Source organism: Gloeomargarita sp. (assembly GCF_053491055.1).
The window spans coordinates 1-15,072 of the sequence record NZ_JBRCEP010000030.1 but is presented as its reverse complement, the minus strand read 5'-3'; the positions used below and the strand labels follow the sequence as shown (position 1 = coordinate 15,072).

Here is a 15,072-nt window from a genome sequence, read left to right as displayed (position 1 = left end):
GTTTGAAGCCCTTGCTGAACAGTTTGAGGCCGCCTGGAAGAAACTGCGTGGCCAGGACAAACTTACCCCCAGCAACATTCAAGAAGCCCTGAAAGTCGTCCGCCGCGCCCTGCTGGATGCGGATGTGAATGTGCAGGTCGTGCGGGAATTCATCCAGGAGGTGGAACGGCGGGCCATCGGCAAAGAAGTCTTAGCCGGGGTGCGCCCTGACCAGCAATTTATCAAGGTGGTTTATGACGAATTGGTGCAGGTCATGGGGACGGAAGCGGCGCCTCTGGTAGAAGCCCCCAGTCCCCCCACCATCATTCTCATGGCCGGTCTGCAAGGGACCGGCAAAACCACTGCCGCTGCCAAACTGGCTTTGTACTTAAAAAAACAGGATAAAAAACCCCTGCTGGTGGCGACGGATATTTACCGCCCGGCGGCTATCGAGCAACTGCAGACCCTGGGGCGGCAGATTGATGTGCCGGTGTTTGCCCTGGGAACAGAGGTCAATCCGGTAACGATTGCGGAAGCAGGGGTGGCCCACGCCCGCACCGCCGGCTACGACTGGGTGATTGTGGATACGGCAGGCCGCCTGCAGATTGACCAGGCCATGATGGCGGAATTGGCGCAGATCAAGGCTGCAATTCAGCCCCAGGAAGTCCTGCTGGTGGTGGATGCCATGACCGGCCAGGAGGCGGCCAACCTGACCCGCACGTTCCACGAGCAAATCGGCATCACGGGCGCCATTTTGACCAAGATGGATGGGGATGCCCGCGGCGGCGCTGCCCTATCGGTGCGCCAGGTTTCCGGCCAACCCATCAAATTCATCGGCACGGGGGAAAAAGTCGAAGCCCTGCAACCCTTTTATCCTGAGCGCATGGCCTCCCGGATTTTGGGGATGGGGGACGTGCTGACTTTGGTGGAAAAAGCCCAGGAAGCGGTGGATTTGGCCGATGCCCAAAGGATGCAGGAAAAAATCCTCCAGGCGCAATTTGATTTCAATGATTTTTTGCAGCAGTTGCGGTTGTTAAAAAATATGGGTTCCCTGGCGGGGTTTATGAAATTGCTCCCTGGGATGCACCACCTCAAAGCCGAGCAGTTGCAACAGGCGGAAAAGCAATTAAAACGGGCAGAGGCCATGATCAATTCCATGACCCCGACCGAGCGCCAACAACCCGATCTTTTGGCCAGTAGCCCTTCTCGGCGTCGCCGGATTGCCAAAGGGTCGGGCCATACGGAAGCAGAGGTGCAAAAACTGGTGCAGGATTTCCAGCAGATGCGTACCCTCATGCAGCGGATGAGTCTTGGGGGGCTACCCAACCTAGCGGGGATGGGAACCGGGCGCGCCGCCCGCCGGAAACAACCAGCCAAAAAACGCAAGGGGTTTGGGCAACTCTAGCGGCCCCTCCCGGACAATCTTAAAAATACCTAGAGATTCGCCCGGCTCCGACAAACCCCTGTGCTACAACCAGTAATACCTGGGGAAGGGCGTGACCCGCTTTCCGGGTTCATCGTTACTAACTGCGCAACAGCAATGAAACAAATACCTGCCTCCATTTGGACCCTCACCGTTGGGGTTGTGGTGACCCTTATTGCCCTGTGGGCAGGCCGACAAAACATTTTTTTCCCTGAGCAAGCCTCGGCACAGGCGCCTCTGGTGGATAACTTTTTTAACCTCATGTTTATGATTGCCGTTGCCTTGTTTTTGCTGGTAGCGGGGACGGTGCTGTTTTTTGCCATATATTTTCGCCAACGTCCTGGGGATGAGGGGGATGGCATACCGCTGGAGGGGAGTTTTGCCCTAGAGGCCTATTGGACATTGGTTCCGGCGGTGATCGTGATTTTTCTGGGGGTTTACAGTGTGCAGGTATTTGCGCAAATGGGCGGGTTTGCCACAGGTGGTGGGGGGGGCAACCATTTACTGATGAGTCATCACAGGCACCACCACACCCAATTGGTCAGCCATGGCAGGGACGCAGAGGCCCCGGAATCTCAGGCCAAATACGGATTAGGCGGGACGGAACCGGCGGATGTGACGGTCACCGTAACCGGGATGCAATACGCCTGGATTTTTAATTATCCTGAGGGAATTGTGTCGGGGGAATTGCATATTCCGGTGAACAAAACGGTGCAATTGAACATTAAAGCTGCCGATGTGATTCACTCGTTTTGGGTACCCCAGTTTCGCCTCAAACAGGATGCGATCCCCGGCCATACTACGGAATTGCGGTTTACGGCGACCAAAGTTGGAGCGTACCCCATCGTCTGTGCGGAATTGTGTGGCGCTTATCATGGGGCAATGCGGACACAGGTGTACGTTCACACCCAGGAGGAATACGAACAGTGGTTAGCGGCCAATCAAGTGGCCCAAAATTCGGATTTATCTGAGGCAGTTGCCGTGCAGACAGACCAGATGAATTAACTCGAAGGGAGGAAGGATATGGCACAGGCGCAGATTCCCGTTTCCGGTGAATACCCTATCGGTCAGGAGCAGCATCCCGCTCCCTGGAAGTGGTATGACTATTTCACGTTCAACGTGGATCACAAAGTCATTGGCATCCAGTATTTGGTATTTTCATTTGTGTTTTATTTGATTGGTGGGTTGATGGCGGTGGTGATGCGGACGGAACTTTACACCCCGGATGCAGACCTGCTCGACCCGAATTTATACAATGCTCTGCTAACCAATCACGGCACCATTATGATTTTTGGTTGGGTTGTCCCGGCGGCGATTGGTGGGTTTGGCAATTTTCTGGTGCCTTTGATGATCGGGGCGCGGGATATGGCGTTTCCCCGCTTAAATGCGCTGGCCTTTTGGATGTTACCCCCGGCGGGTTTGTTGTTGCTGGGCAGTTTTTTGTTTGGGGGGGCGCAGTCCGGTTGGACGGCCTATCCCCCCTTGAGCTTGATCACGGCCAATACGGCCCAGTCCATGTGGTGTTTGAGCATCATTTTGGCGGGGACTTCTTCGATTTTGGGGTCGGTGAATTTTATCGTCACGATGGTCAAAATGCGGGTGCCGAGTATGCCCTGGGACAAGATGCCGCTGTTTTGTTGGGCGATGCTGGCGACCTCAATTCTGGCTTTGCTCTCGACGCCTGTGCTGGCCGTTGGCTTAATTTTGCTGTTGTTTGATATTAATTTCGGCACGTCCTTTTTCAAACCCGACGCGGGCGGCAATGTGATTATTTACCAGCATTTATTCTGGTTTTATTCTCACCCGGCGGTGTATTTGATGATTTTGCCCATTTTTGGGATCATGTCGGAGGTCATTCCGGTACATAGCCGCAAACCCATCTTTGGTTATAAGGCCATTGTGGGTTCGAGTTTGGTAATTTGCATGGTGGGTTTGTTTGTGTGGGTACACCATATGTTTACCAGCGGCACGCCCCCGTGGATGCGGATGTTTTTTACGGTTTCGACGTTGATTGTGGCGGTGCCAACAGGGGTGAAAATTTTCAGTTGGATGGCAACGTTGTGGGGCGGTAAAATCCGCTATACCAGTGCCATGTTGTTTGCCCTGGGGCTGCTGATTATGTTTGTGATTGGGGGCTTGAGTGGGGTGACGCTGGGCACAGCGCCGGTGGATGTCCATATGCACGATACCTACTATGTGGTGGCCCATTTCCACTATGTGTTGTTTGGTGGTTCGGTGTTTGGGTTGTATGCGGGCATTTACCATTGGTTCCCGAAAATGACGGGTCGGATGCTGAATGAACGTCTGGGGAAGATTCATTTTGTGTTGACGTTGATTGGGGCGAATTTAACGTTTTTACCCATGCACATTTTGGGGACGCAGGGGATGCCCCGGCGGGTGGCAATGTACGACCCCCAATTTACCCAAATCAACCAAATTTGCACGATCGGGGCGTTTGTGCTGGCGTTTTCGGTGATTCCTTTTTTGGTGAATGTGATTTGGAGTTGGCGGTGGGGTGAAAAAGCCGGTGACAATCCCTGGCGGGCATTGACCTTGGAATGGACAACGGCTTCCCCGCCGATTATTGAAAATTGGCATCATTTGCCCGTAGTGACCCATGGCCCCTATGACTACGGTCGGGCCGGGCAGGGGAAAGCGGCTGTGACCACATCTGGTTCTTAGGAGGGTTGCGCGATGACGACAGCACCGACGCCGGAGTTGTTGCCGACAGGGGCAGGGGTTGCGGACGACCACGCCCACCACGATTACCGGGTATTTGGGTTGCTGACTTTTTTGGTGTCGGAATCGTTGATGTTTGGGGCGTTGTTTGCGGTCTTTTTGGTTTTTCGGGGGGAGTTTCCCCAATGGCCGCCGGAAGATACGGAGGTGGAGTTGTTGCTCCCTGCCATCAACACCCTGATTCTGGTTTCCAGTAGTTTTGTGATTCACTATGGCGATGTGGCAATCAAAAAGGGGAATGTGGCTGGCTTGCGAAAATGGTATGCGCTTACGGCTTTGATGGGGGCGATTTTTTTGGCGGGACAAGTCTATGAATATGCCACCTTGGGCTATGGGTTGACCACGAATGTCTTTGCCAATTGTTTCTATGTCATGACCGGGTTTCACGGGTTGCACGTGTTGGTGGGAATTGTGTTGATTTTGGGGGTGTTGTGGCGTTCGCGAATACCGGGGCATTACACAGCCCAAAAGCATGTGGGGGTGGCTATGGCAGAGATTTACTGGCACTTTGTGGATATTATTTGGGTTATGTTGTTTGTGTTGATTTATATCCTGGCTGTGGTGAATTGATACGGGTGGGGAATTGCTGCCACACGGTCTGGGGAGGGAAATGCTAAGATGGCCCTAGTTCAGGGTGCATCTATGAGCAGCAGCCGGATTGTGATTGTTGGGGGGGGATTTGGGGGGCTTTATACGGCGCTGAATCTCTGCCAGTTTCCCTGGACGGCGGCCAATCGCCCTGATATTGTTTTGCTCAGTAATGAACGGCATTTTTTGTTTTCGCCGCTGCTGTACGAATTGATTACGGGGGAGATGCAAAGTTGGGAGGTGGCGCCCCCTTATGAGGAATTGTTGGCGGAGACGCCGGTGCGGTTTCAGCAGGCCCAGGTGCGGGGGGTGGATTTGGCCCAGCGACGGGTGGATATGGGGGGCGAGAGCCTCACGGGGGATTACCTGGTGCTGGCGGTCGGGGGTGAAACGCAACGGCCACCGATTCCGGGGCTGCGGGAGTATGCTTACGAATTTCGGACGCTGGCGGATGCCGAACGGCTGCGGGAACGGCTGCGGCTGTTGCTGACCGGGACGGGCGTGGTGCGGGTGGTGATTGTGGGGGCGGGGCCGAGTGGGATTGAACTGGCCTGCAAACTGGCGGACCAATTGGGCAATCGGGGACGGGTGCGCCTGGTGGACCGGGGCATGGAAATTCTCAAAACCTTTTCTCCCTTTGCTCGCGAAACGGCCCAAAAGGCGCTGGAACGGCGGCGGGTCTGGCTGAATTTGGCGACGACGGTAACGGAAATTACGGCGCAGAGCATCACGCTGAATTACAAGGACCAGTTGGATGTGCTGCCGGTGGATGTGGTGGTCTGGACGGCGGGCACCTGTACGCCGGCGTGGGTTCGCGCCTTACCCACATCCCACGATGACCAGGGGCGGGTGGTCGTGCGTCCGACATTGCAATTGCCGGATTATCCGCAGGTGTTGGCCTTGGGGGATGTGGCGGCCTGTGTGGATGCGGATGGGCAGGCGATTCCCCGCACCGCCCAAGCGGCATTTCAGCAGGCAGACTATGCTGCCTGGAACCTGTGGGCCTTGATTACGGGGCGTTCCCTGTTGCCGTTTAGGTATGTTCACCTGGGGGAAATGCTGACTTTGGGGACGGAGGATGCGGCGTTGTCGGGGTTGGGGGTGCAATTGCAGGGGCCTTTGGCCTACGTGGTGCGGCGGTTGGTGTATTTGTGGCGATTGCCCACGCTCAAGCATCGGTTGCAGGTGGGGTGGCATTGGATGATAACGCCTTGGCTGGATTGGGTGACCCGCTGGACGGCCAGTCCGCCCCCTGTTGTTTGAGGGGGGTCCCTACCGGCGTATGCTACGCTGAACCTACCGAAGGAGGCCACCACGATGACCCGATTCCCATGGCTGCTGGGATTGAGTACCCTGGGTCTGACGCTCTCGCTGCCGGTTTTGGCGCAAACGGACGGAACTATCCCTGGGAATGGCCTGGTGCAGGTACTTACCCTGGCCTTTGTGGTTTTGTTTATTATCGTCGTGATTCTGGCGATTTTGAGCCAGATTATTTATATTTGCAATCCCAATGAAATCCTAATTTTTTCCGGGAGGGAACACCGGCTCAGGAGTGGGCAAAAGGTGGGGTATCGGGTGGTGTTTGGCGGGGCGGCGATCCGCATTCCCATTCTCGAAAGTGTGGAGCGCATGGATTTGACGACGATGCCCGTGCAGGTGGAGGTAAAAAATGCCTATTCTGCCGGTGGCATTCCCCTGCAAATCCAAGCGATTGCCAATATCAAAGTCTCAAGTGACCCGGCGATTGTCGGGAATGCCATTGAGCGGTTTTTGGGGCGCAAACGGGAAGAGATTGCGCGGGTTGCCAGGGAAACGCTGGAAGGAAATTTGCGGGGGGTGGTGGCGACTTTGACCCCAGAGCAGGTGAACGAGGACCGCCTGGAATTTGCTGACCGGATTTCCCGATACGTGGAGCGGGATTTGTCGAAATTGGGGTTGCAATTGGATACGCTGAAAATTCAAAGTGTTTCCGATGAAGTGGATTATCTCAATTCCATTGGGCGGCGACAAATTGCCAATATGATTCGGGATGCCCAAATTGCTGAATCGAACGCCCAACGGGAAGCGGAATCGGCAGAGGCTGAGAGTCGGCGCTTGGCGGAAGTTGCGCAAAAGGAAGCTCAGGCGGCGATTCAACAAAAGGAAAACGCACTCCGCAAAATGCAGGCGGAGTTGGAATTGCAGGCGCGGTCCGAGGAGGAACGCACAGAGGCAATGGCGCAGGAGGCGCGGGCGCGGGCCGAACAGGAGTTGCAGGCGGTGCGGGCGGAGTTGGAACGGTTGCGTCTGGAGGCGGATGTGGTGTTACCAGCCCAGGCGCAACGGCAGGCGCAGGAGTTGTTGGCGCGGGGGGAAGCGGCGCCCTTGGCGGCGGATGCGCGCGCGACCGCGGTGGTCACGGAGCTGCTCAATGAACTCTGGCAAACGTACGGTCAGGAGGCCGGTGCCATTTTGTTGCTGCAGCAATTGGAAACCTTGTTGGCCACCGCAGCGCAAGTGCCGCAGAAGTTGCACTTAGGACAGGTGCATGTGATCGACAGCGGCAGTGGCCGGGCGTTGGCGGCCTTGATGCGCGCCTACCCGGAAATGATTCAGCAGTTTTTGCACCAAGCAGAGCAAACCTTGGGGCTGACGCTTACCGCGACCCTACAAACGGCCGATCCAACCCAGCCTGCGGCGACAACGCCGAACAACCCGTCTTCTGGCGCAGCCGCGGCGGTTTAGTTAGCTCGCAGGGGTGTAGGGGTGGATAAGCCCCGCACGGTACCGGGATACAGCCACCCCCACGTAGTAGAATAGGGTTGGCCATACAAAACGGCGTTGCCGGAATCTGGTATGGCTACGCGGTGGGACATCCTGTGTCTGCAATACGCAGAGGGTTCTTGCAGAAGCTCCCCAAGGAAGCGTATTGAAGCCCGCTCTCTGTCTGTAGGACGTTAGCAAAGCGTGGCGTAGCCATGAGACGGGAGTATGTCACGTGTGCAAACTGCCAGACCGCGCCAATCCCAGGGCCACCACCAGCAGCAGACAGACCACAAACGTTGCCCCCAAAAGCAGCAGGGCGAACAATTCCCCCGCTGACAGCGGGCGGTCTGTCGGGTCGAGAGAGGCGGCGGACCTCGGAGGTTGGTGGCGGGGTAGGGTTGGCCGGGGCGGCAGGGTGCTTTGCCACAACTGTTGGTCGTAGATTGCCCGTTGCTGGGGGGAAATCAGCACGGTGTAGGCCGTATTGATTTGATGGAACTTTTCCTGAGCCACCGCCAGCGGCAAACGGGTGGTATCGGGGTGATAGCGTTTACTCAATTCCCGGTAGGCCCGGCGAATAGTCTCCCCATCCGCAAAACGCGACACTCCCAGAATTTCGTAGTAGGTTGGTTTGGACACACCCACCATCGGCATTGCCACACATCACCTTGACGCACTCGTTTTCTAATCTATTGCATCCCAGGGGTAGGTGTGGGTCAATATAGAAGAGACAACTGCCAGCGGGGGAACCCATGACCACACCTGAATACGAAGAATTGCTGGCCGAGAGCAGCCAAATCAAAGGAGCGATGGCCCTGCTGAAATGCTACCGTTCCTACCTGGAACTGCTCCCCAGTATGCGCCGCCAGGAAGAGAGCCTGATTACCGTCGTGTTGCCCCTGGTGCGGCAGCAAGGCCAGTTGGTGCAATTACCCTGTGAATTGGCCCTGCTCCCTTGCGACCCCACTTGGCGGGTGAAGACCAACCAAGAAATTTTGGTGTTTATCCACCGGCAGGGGGAAGACTTTTCCCAACTCCTGCAACGCTGGCGGCAGACCCAAATCATCCTCGGCCAACCCTACGAATGGGTCATGCCCCCCCACCACCGCCAGGTATATAACGAAGGGGCAGAGCGCATCTATCCCCTGTTCATCCTCTGGCCGAGTAGCCCCCAGCGCATTCGCCACGGCCTGCAAGGGGCAGGGTTGCCGGTGGTGACCTATGCCAGTGCCACCTCGCGCAAACCCGCCGATGACCAGCCCGACCCGGTTCCCGATGGTGACCCGGTGTGATTTTTTTGCTACCATAGAAAACTGTTTGTTTCGTTAGTACCCATCTGGCCGCTACGGGTGTTCGTGCCGAACCCAACCAGATGGTCTGAACCCGTAGGAGTGGTTATGGCTATTTCCCTTGCCCAACTGTTGGAAGCGGGGGTGCATTTTGGGCACCAGGCGCGCCGCTGGAACCCCAAAATGGCTCCCTACATTTACGCCGAACGCAACGGGGTGCATATTATTGATCTGGTGCAGACGGCCAGTTTGCTCAACGAAGCCTACGAGTATATGCGCCGGGCGGCGGAGGCCAACAAGAAGTTTTTGTTTGTGGGGACCAAACGGCAGGCGGCGGGCATTGTGGCGCAAGAGGCGATGCGCTGCGATGCCTACTACGTGAACCAGCGCTGGTTGGGGGGGATGCTCACCAACTGGACGACCATCAAATCGCGGGTGGAACGGCTCAAGGAACTGGAGCGGCGGGAGGAAACAGGCGCATTTGACCGGTTGCCCAAAAAGGAAGCGGCCACCTTGCGGCGGGAACTGGAGCGGCTGCGTAAGTACCTGGGGGGTATCAAGATGATGCGGCGGCTGCCGGATGTGGTGGTGATCATTGACCAGAAACGGGAATACAATGCGGTGCAAGAATGTTTGAAATTGAATATTCCCATTGTTTCCCTCCTGGATACCAACTGTGACCCGGATGTAGTGGACGTACCGATTCCTGCCAATGACGATGCGATTCGTTCGATTAAGCTGATTCTGGGTTATTTGGTGGATGCCATTTGTGAGGGCAAACATGGGCAGGCCGAAGGGAGCGACCTGGAGGAGGAAGAGGAGATAGAGCCAGTGGTCGCCGAGAGCGAGGAATTGCTCCCGGAAGAGGAGGAGGAAGACATCCCCGACGAATCGGAATCCTGAAGAGGCTACAATAGGGGCAGTCACGCAGGAGTAGTTATGGCCGAAGTTTCCGCCCAATTGGTCAAAACCCTCCGGGAAAAAACCGGCGCGGGGATGTTGGACTGTAAAAAAGCCCTGGAGCAGACGGGGGGTGACTTGGAAAAGGCCATCGAGTTTTTGCGGCAAAAAGGTCTCGCTTCGGCGGAGAAAAAGGCCGGTCGCAGCACGATGGAGGGGTTAATTTACAGCTACATCCATACAGGCGGCAAGCTGGGGGTGTTGTTGGAAATTAACTGCGAAACGGATTTTGTGGCCAGGGGCGAGGATTTTCGGAATCTGGCGCACAATATCGCCCTGCAAATTGCCGCGACGGAAAATGTGGAGTATGTGGATATGAGTGAAATTCCGGCGGCGGTCAGGGAGCGGGAACGGGCGATTGAGATGGGTCGGGAGGACCTGGCCAAAAAGCCGGAAGCGGTGCGGGAAAAAATTGTCCAAGGTCGTCTGGAGAAGTTGTTTAAGGAGCGGTGTTTGTTGGATCAGCCCTACATCAAGGACCCGAATATGACGGTGGGGGATTTGATCAAGCAGACGATTGCCAAGGTGGGGGAAAATATCCGGGTGCGGCGCTTTACCCGCTATCGGTTGGGGGAAGAGTTGGCGCCCCCTGCGTCGGCGACGGAAACGGCCACGGCGCCGACCACCTCAGAGCCGGTTGCGGAGTCGCCCGTCGGTGAACCACCCGCAGAGGCAGCGGCAGCAGAACCGGCTGGGGAGTCCTCCAAAGCCAGCAAGTCCCGCACCAAGAAAAAGTAGGGTGCTTACCCCGGAGCAGTACCGTCAGAAGATGCAGCAACGCCAGCGGGCGCAAGCGGAATACCTGGCCCAGTGCCGGGAAAAGGGGTTGGTTATTGTATATACGGGGGAGGGCAAGGGCAAAACCACGGCGGCCTTGGGGATGGTGTTGCGTTCCCTGGGGCACGGGTATCGGGTGGCGGTGGTGCAGTTTATGAAGGGGGCCTGGTGTCCGGCGGAGCGGCGGGTGTTGGCGCATTGGTCGGACCAGTTGGTTTGGCACGCCCTGGGGGAGGGGTTTACCTGGGAGACCCAAGACCGGGAGCGGGACCGGCAGTGTGCGGAACAGGCGTGGGCGGTAGCCTGTCGTTATCTGCACAATCCCGACTATTACCTCACGGTGTTGGATGAGGTGAATGTGGCGCTGAAGTTGGGTTATTTGGCGGTGGACCGGGTGTTGCGGGATTTGGCTGCCAAACCGCCCCAGACGCATGTGGTGTTGACGGGGCGGGGTGCGCCCCCGGCGTTGCTTGAGGTGGCGGATTTGGTGACGGAAATGACCCTGCGGAAGCATCCCTTTCGCTCCCAGGGGATTCGGGCGCAGGCGGGGATTGAGTATTAGGGGGAGGTATGGGTAAAGGCGCCCCGTCCCGTTGGCGGCAATGGCTGAAGTGGTTGCGGCCAGGGTTGTTGGTCAAACGCTGGTTGGTGGTGACGTTTATCGGGACGGTGTTGGTGGTGTTGGGGTTGTCCATTTCCCTGCGGCTGACGCCGGTCAACAGTTTGTTGCAGCTGGTGGAGGGTTTCTTGCGCACGTTGGCTGCAATCATTCCCAGCCATATTTCCGGGCCTTTGGCGATTCTCACGGGAATTGGGTTGATTATTTGGAGCCAGACCCGTTCGGTCGGCAGTTTGACCGAGGTGCTGCGTCCGGCCGGGGATCAGGCGCTGGTGGATGTGATCATTGCCCAACGGCAGCGCGACCGGGGGCCGAAAATTGTGGCGCTGGGAGGTGGCACGGGGTTGTCTCGGCTGCTGCGGGGGCTAAAGCACTACAGCAGCAATATCACGGCGATTGTCACGGTGGCCGATGATGGCGGGTCGTCGGGGCGGTTGCGGCGGGAGGTGGGGGTACTGCCGCCGGGGGATATTCGCAACTGTCTGGCGGCGCTGGCGCGGGAAGAGCAACTGCTTACCGAGTTGTTTCAGTATCGGTTTGAGGCGGGAGAGGGCCTCAGCGGCCACAGTTTTGGGAATTTGTACCTGACGGCGTTGACCGCCATTACGGGCAATTTGGAACAGGCGATTGCAGCCAGTTCGCGGGTGTTGGCGGTGCGGGGGCAGGTGTTACCGGCGACGATGGCGGATGTGCATTTGTGGGCGGATTTGGCCGATGGGCGGCGGATCGAGGGGGAATCACAAATTCCCAAGGCCAGGGGGCAAATTGTCCGTATTGGCTGTACCCCTCCCAATCCCCCGGCCCTACCCAGGGCGATTGAGGCGATTGCGGAAGCGGATTTGATTTTGGTGGGGCCGGGCAGCCTCTATACCAGTGTGATTCCCAACCTGTTGGTGCCGGAGATTACCGAGGCGATTGCCCGGGCGAGGGTTCCCCGGATTTACATTTGCAATGCCATGACCGAGCCGGGGGAAACGGAGGGCTATCGGGTGTCGGACCACCTGCGGGCGATTGAGCGGGTAACGGGGCAACGCATTTTTGACGTGGTGTTGGTGCAAAAGTATCCGCCTTCGCCCCAGGCGCTGCAGCACTATGCCCAGGTGGGGGCGGCGTTTGTGGAATTGGACCGGGAGACGGTGCTGAAAATGGGGTATCGGCTGCTGCTGGCGGATGTGATCCAGGAAGACCCCGAACGCTTGCGGGTGCAACACGATTCCCAACGGTTGGCGCATGTCCTGATGCGGTGGTATCGGCGGGTGCAGGCGTGGTGGTAGATTTGCCCGATGCGGCGGCAACGGTGGCTTTGGGGCAGGCCCTGGCTGCCATCTTGCCCCCTGGTGCGACGCTTTTGTTGCAAGGGGATTTAGGCAGCGGCAAAACGACGCTGGTGCAGGGAATTGCTTTGGGGTTGGGGATTATGGAACCGGTGACCAGTCCCACCTTTACCTTGGTTCAGGAGTATCCCGAAGGGCGCATCCCCCTGTACCACCTGGATTTGTACCGTTTGACCCCGGCGGAAGTTGCCCAACTCCACCCGGAAATCTATTGGCAGGAGTTTCCCCCCGGCATTGTGGCGATTGAATGGCCGGAGCGGTTGCCGACGTGGCCAGCGACCTACGTGCATCTGGCGTGGGAATGGTTGGGTGTCGGGCGGCGGGTGCAACTTACGGCCCAAGGGACGGCAGCCCAAAGCTGGCTGGCCGGATGGCATTTTGGGCAGGCAGGCCACCCCTTGCCCTAGCATGGGAATTGCGGTTGTTTCCAGCTCATTTGTTTTACCGTTTCCCATGAATTCTGACAACTCCAAACCTGGCTATGCCCTTGCACCGCTTCTGACCCCTGGGTGGTGGCAAACGCCAAAACGCGCCCTCAGCCTGTGGTGGCGGAGTTTGGTGCAGGTCGTAGCTGATTTGCGCCTGGCGATTGCGTTGCTGCTTGCCATTGCCCTGGCGAGTGTGGCCGGTACGGTCATCGCGCAGGGGGAGTCGCCGGAATTTTATCAAAAAAATTACCCAGAACACCCGGCGTTGTTTGGCTTTTTAACTTGGCGTATCATCACGCAACTGGGCCTCGACCATGTATATCAAACCTGGTGGTATTTGAGTTTATTAATTTTGTTTGGGGCCAGTTTGATGGCCTGTACTTCCCTGCGGCAGTGGCCTGCTTTACGGGTTGCCCATCGTTGGCATTATCAGGTACGCCCAGAGCCAATTTTGCGCTTGAATTTTAGTCAAGTTTGCCCTGATGTTTCTATTGCCCAATTGGCTGTTGTATTGCGCCAAAAAGGCTATTGGGTCGCCCTGGAAAACGACAAACTTTATGCCCGCAAAGGGTTGGCGGGCAAGGTGGGGCCAATTGTTGTCCATGCCAGTTTGGTGTTAATCTTGCTCGGTGGTTTGGTGGGGTCGCTCACGGGTTTTGTGGTGCAGGAAATGGTGCCCAGCGGTCAGGATTTTCGGCTCCAGCGGGTGGTTCAGGCGGGGGCCTGGGTGCGGCAATTGCCCCAGGTGCAAGGGCGGGTGCATCGGTTTTGGATTGATTACACCCCTAGTGGTGACATTGACCAGTTCTACACCGATTTGGGTGTGCTGAATGCGAATGGGGAAGAACTCATTCGCCAAACCATTCATGTAAATGCACCCTTGCGCTGGCGGGGTTTGACTTTTTATCAAACCAGTTGGGGAATTCACGGGGTGCGTTTGCGGTTCAACCAAAGTCCGATTTTGGAGCTGCCCGTTGCCCCTTTTACCGCCGAAAATGGCCGCCGTCTCTGGGGAACTTGGTTGCCGCTCAAACCCGATTTAAGCGAGGGGGTCTCCCTGGTGATTCCCGATTTACAAGGCCTATTTTTGCTCTATGACCAGCAGGGAAAACTACTGACTACGGGTCGGGTGGGTATGTCTGTGCCACTTGGCAATGTGAATTTAGTAGTGACAGAAATTATTGGGAGTACGGGGTTACAAATTAAAGCCGATCCGGGTGTCCCCATTGTGTATGCAGGCTTTGCCGGTTTGATGGTGGGGGTTTTCCTCAGCTATATTTCTCACAGTCAAATTTGGGGTTTACAGATTGATAACCAGCTCTATGTCGGGGGCAAAACCAATCGAGCGCAGGTCAGTTTTGCACGGGAATTTGGCGATATGATGCAACAATTACAACAATTATCAGCAGCAACCAAGGTTTAGGCTGCAGCCCCTTAAATCATGAAATAAATAAGCATACAAAGGTTGACATGCTATGGGTCGCTGGGCGTAGCCCCACAATGGCGTAGCCATGAATCTTCAGGCGACAACCTTAACCTACCTAGCTATAAAAATGAGGGAACCCTCGTTGAAACTCGATTCTTACAGGATTGCCCAATTCAGGGTTGCCGCCAAGAGATATGCAATTCGCCTTGATAACTGATGAAATCTCTGGTGTCGTCGGCGTTTTGATAATCCCAATTTCGATTCAGCAACGTCCACAATTCATGCAAACTAGCCTAGCCTTGGCGAGGATGTTTGCCGCTTTCTACATTCTCACCAGAACACTCAACGATTTTGGTGCATCCGGCAGGCGACCAGTTGCTCTTCCAGAGTAGCAATCCGGCTGTAGGCTGCTGTTAATTGCGCCATCAACCGCTGAATTTGCATCTCCGGCGGCAAATCCTGACCATCCTGGAGATGGTTGGACTGGGGGAGCGATTCCACCAAAATATCCCGATGCTCCGACATACTGCCCAAATAGCCACTCTGGGGGGCAGGGTGCGCCGAGGCGTGTACCAATTCCAGGGACTGCAAAAGTTCCAACCGGAAGCGTTCGATTAATGCCTCTAAGGCTTCGACCTTGCGGCTCAATTGTTCGAGCTGTAACTCCAGTTGCCCTTGCATGGCCGACCCTCGTGTCTCGGTTTGATTTTATTCTAGGAATGGGTATTCAACCGTTTGCGAGAATCACGGAATCATTTAACCTTT

General features: G+C 56.4%; 15 protein-coding genes. 13 read left to right on the top strand and 2 right to left on the bottom strand.

The genetic code is table 11. The annotated features are described in order from the left end of the window. The 6 genes from ffh to ACWISF_RS03345 all read left to right on the top strand — a co-directional run. A partial coding sequence (gene ffh, locus ACWISF_RS03370) for a signal recognition particle protein (RefSeq protein ID WP_448380180.1) occupies positions 1-1,384 on the top strand: 1,384 nt, incomplete at its 5' end. Positions 1,385-1,519: 135 nt separating this feature from the next. Continuing rightward, positions 1,520-2,407 carry a cytochrome c oxidase subunit II gene (locus ACWISF_RS03365; RefSeq protein WP_448380179.1) on the top strand — a complete coding sequence of 296 codons (888 nt, stop codon included), beginning with the start codon at positions 1,520-1,522 and terminating at the stop codon, positions 2,405-2,407. A gap of 18 nt (positions 2,408-2,425) precedes the next feature. Continuing rightward, a complete protein-coding gene (gene ctaD / locus ACWISF_RS03360) occupies positions 2,426-4,084 on the top strand; it encodes a cytochrome c oxidase subunit I (RefSeq protein ID WP_448380178.1) in 1,659 nt (552 codons plus the stop codon). Positions 4,085-4,096: 12 nt separating this feature from the next. After that, positions 4,097-4,711, top strand: a complete 615-nt coding sequence (locus ACWISF_RS03355; protein WP_448380177.1) for a cytochrome c oxidase subunit 3 — start codon at positions 4,097-4,099, stop codon at positions 4,709-4,711. Positions 4,712-4,783: 72 nt separating this feature from the next. Next, on the top strand, positions 4,784-5,992 hold the full coding sequence (locus ACWISF_RS03350) for an NAD(P)/FAD-dependent oxidoreductase (protein WP_448380176.1): 1,209 nt from the start codon (positions 4,784-4,786) through the stop codon (positions 5,990-5,992). A 54-nt stretch (positions 5,993-6,046) separates the two neighbouring features. After that, positions 6,047-7,453 (top strand): flotillin family protein, encoded by a 1,407-nt coding sequence (locus ACWISF_RS03345; protein ID WP_448380175.1) that lies wholly within the window; start codon positions 6,047-6,049, stop codon positions 7,451-7,453. Positions 7,454-7,702: 249 nt separating this feature from the next. Here ACWISF_RS03345 and ACWISF_RS03340 read toward each other — a convergent pair whose 3' ends face one another. Further along, positions 7,703-8,122, bottom strand: a complete 420-nt coding sequence (locus ACWISF_RS03340) for a J domain-containing protein (RefSeq protein ID WP_448380174.1) — start codon at positions 8,120-8,122, stop codon at positions 7,703-7,705. A 104-nt stretch (positions 8,123-8,226) separates the two neighbouring features. Here ACWISF_RS03340 and ACWISF_RS03335 point away from each other — a divergent pair, with 104 nt between their 5' ends. From ACWISF_RS03335 to ACWISF_RS03305, 7 genes are all read left to right on the top strand, one after another. Beyond that, entirely contained in the window at positions 8,227-8,766 is a 540-nt protein-coding gene (locus ACWISF_RS03335; RefSeq protein ID WP_448380173.1) for a hypothetical protein, read from the top strand. A 105-nt stretch (positions 8,767-8,871) separates the two neighbouring features. Next, entirely contained in the window at positions 8,872-9,666 is a 795-nt protein-coding gene (rpsB, locus tag ACWISF_RS03330; protein WP_448380172.1) for a 30S ribosomal protein S2, read from the top strand. Positions 9,667-9,702: 36 nt separating this feature from the next. Then, positions 9,703-10,461, top strand: a complete 759-nt coding sequence (tsf, locus tag ACWISF_RS03325; protein ID WP_448380171.1) for a translation elongation factor Ts — start codon at positions 9,703-9,705, stop codon at positions 10,459-10,461. Next, complete coding sequence (gene cobO, locus ACWISF_RS03320) at positions 10,415-11,062, top strand: cob(I)yrinic acid a,c-diamide adenosyltransferase (protein ID WP_448380181.1); 648 nt, start codon at positions 10,415-10,417, stop codon at positions 11,060-11,062. The genes tsf and cobO overlap by 47 nt, the downstream gene beginning before the upstream one ends. A gap of 8 nt (positions 11,063-11,070) precedes the next feature. After that, complete coding sequence (locus tag ACWISF_RS03315) at positions 11,071-12,393, top strand: gluconeogenesis factor YvcK family protein (RefSeq protein ID WP_448380170.1); 1,323 nt, start codon at positions 11,071-11,073, stop codon at positions 12,391-12,393. Then, positions 12,384-12,860, top strand: a complete 477-nt coding sequence (gene tsaE / locus ACWISF_RS03310) for a tRNA (adenosine(37)-N6)-threonylcarbamoyltransferase complex ATPase subunit type 1 TsaE (RefSeq protein ID WP_448380169.1) — start codon at positions 12,384-12,386, stop codon at positions 12,858-12,860. The genes ACWISF_RS03315 and tsaE overlap by 10 nt, the downstream gene beginning before the upstream one ends. Before the next feature lie 46 nt (positions 12,861-12,906). Continuing rightward, positions 12,907-14,304 (top strand): cytochrome c biogenesis protein, encoded by a 1,398-nt coding sequence (locus tag ACWISF_RS03305; RefSeq protein WP_448380168.1) that lies wholly within the window; start codon positions 12,907-12,909, stop codon positions 14,302-14,304. Positions 14,305-14,649: 345 nt separating this feature from the next. Here the strand turns inward: ACWISF_RS03305 and ACWISF_RS03300 are convergent, their stop codons facing one another. Then, positions 14,650-14,988: a hypothetical protein gene (locus ACWISF_RS03300; protein ID WP_448380167.1), complete on the bottom strand. Its 339-nt coding sequence runs from the start codon at positions 14,986-14,988 to the stop codon at positions 14,650-14,652. Positions 14,989-15,072 lie beyond the last annotated feature (84 nt).

What these genes read in the sequence shown, in the direction of transcription:
- ctaD (WP_448380178.1), top strand. Translation starts at nt 2,426, where the DNA reads ATGGCACAGGCGCAGATTCCCGTTTCCGGTGAATACCCTATCGGTCAG.
- ACWISF_RS03345 (WP_448380175.1), top strand. Translation starts at nt 6,047, where the DNA reads ATGACCCGATTCCCATGGCTGCTGGGATTGAGTACCCTGGGTCTGACG.
- ACWISF_RS03315 (WP_448380170.1), top strand. Translation starts at nt 11,071, where the DNA reads ATGGGTAAAGGCGCCCCGTCCCGTTGGCGGCAATGGCTGAAGTGGTTG.
- ACWISF_RS03340 (WP_448380174.1), bottom strand. Translation starts at nt 8,122, where the DNA reads ATGGTGGGTGTGTCCAAACCAACCTACTACGAAATTCTGGGAGTGTCG.
- ACWISF_RS03335 (WP_448380173.1), top strand. Translation starts at nt 8,227, where the DNA reads ATGACCACACCTGAATACGAAGAATTGCTGGCCGAGAGCAGCCAAATC.
- ACWISF_RS03305 (WP_448380168.1), top strand. Translation starts at nt 12,907, where the DNA reads ATGAATTCTGACAACTCCAAACCTGGCTATGCCCTTGCACCGCTTCTG.
- ACWISF_RS03300 (WP_448380167.1), bottom strand. Translation starts at nt 14,988, where the DNA reads ATGCAAGGGCAACTGGAGTTACAGCTCGAACAATTGAGCCGCAAGGTC.
- rpsB (WP_448380172.1), top strand. Translation starts at nt 8,872, where the DNA reads ATGGCTATTTCCCTTGCCCAACTGTTGGAAGCGGGGGTGCATTTTGGG.
- ACWISF_RS03355 (WP_448380177.1), top strand. Translation starts at nt 4,097, where the DNA reads ATGACGACAGCACCGACGCCGGAGTTGTTGCCGACAGGGGCAGGGGTT.
- tsf (WP_448380171.1), top strand. Translation starts at nt 9,703, where the DNA reads ATGGCCGAAGTTTCCGCCCAATTGGTCAAAACCCTCCGGGAAAAAACC.
- ACWISF_RS03365 (WP_448380179.1), top strand. Translation starts at nt 1,520, where the DNA reads ATGAAACAAATACCTGCCTCCATTTGGACCCTCACCGTTGGGGTTGTG.
- ACWISF_RS03350 (WP_448380176.1), top strand. Translation starts at nt 4,784, where the DNA reads ATGAGCAGCAGCCGGATTGTGATTGTTGGGGGGGGATTTGGGGGGCTT.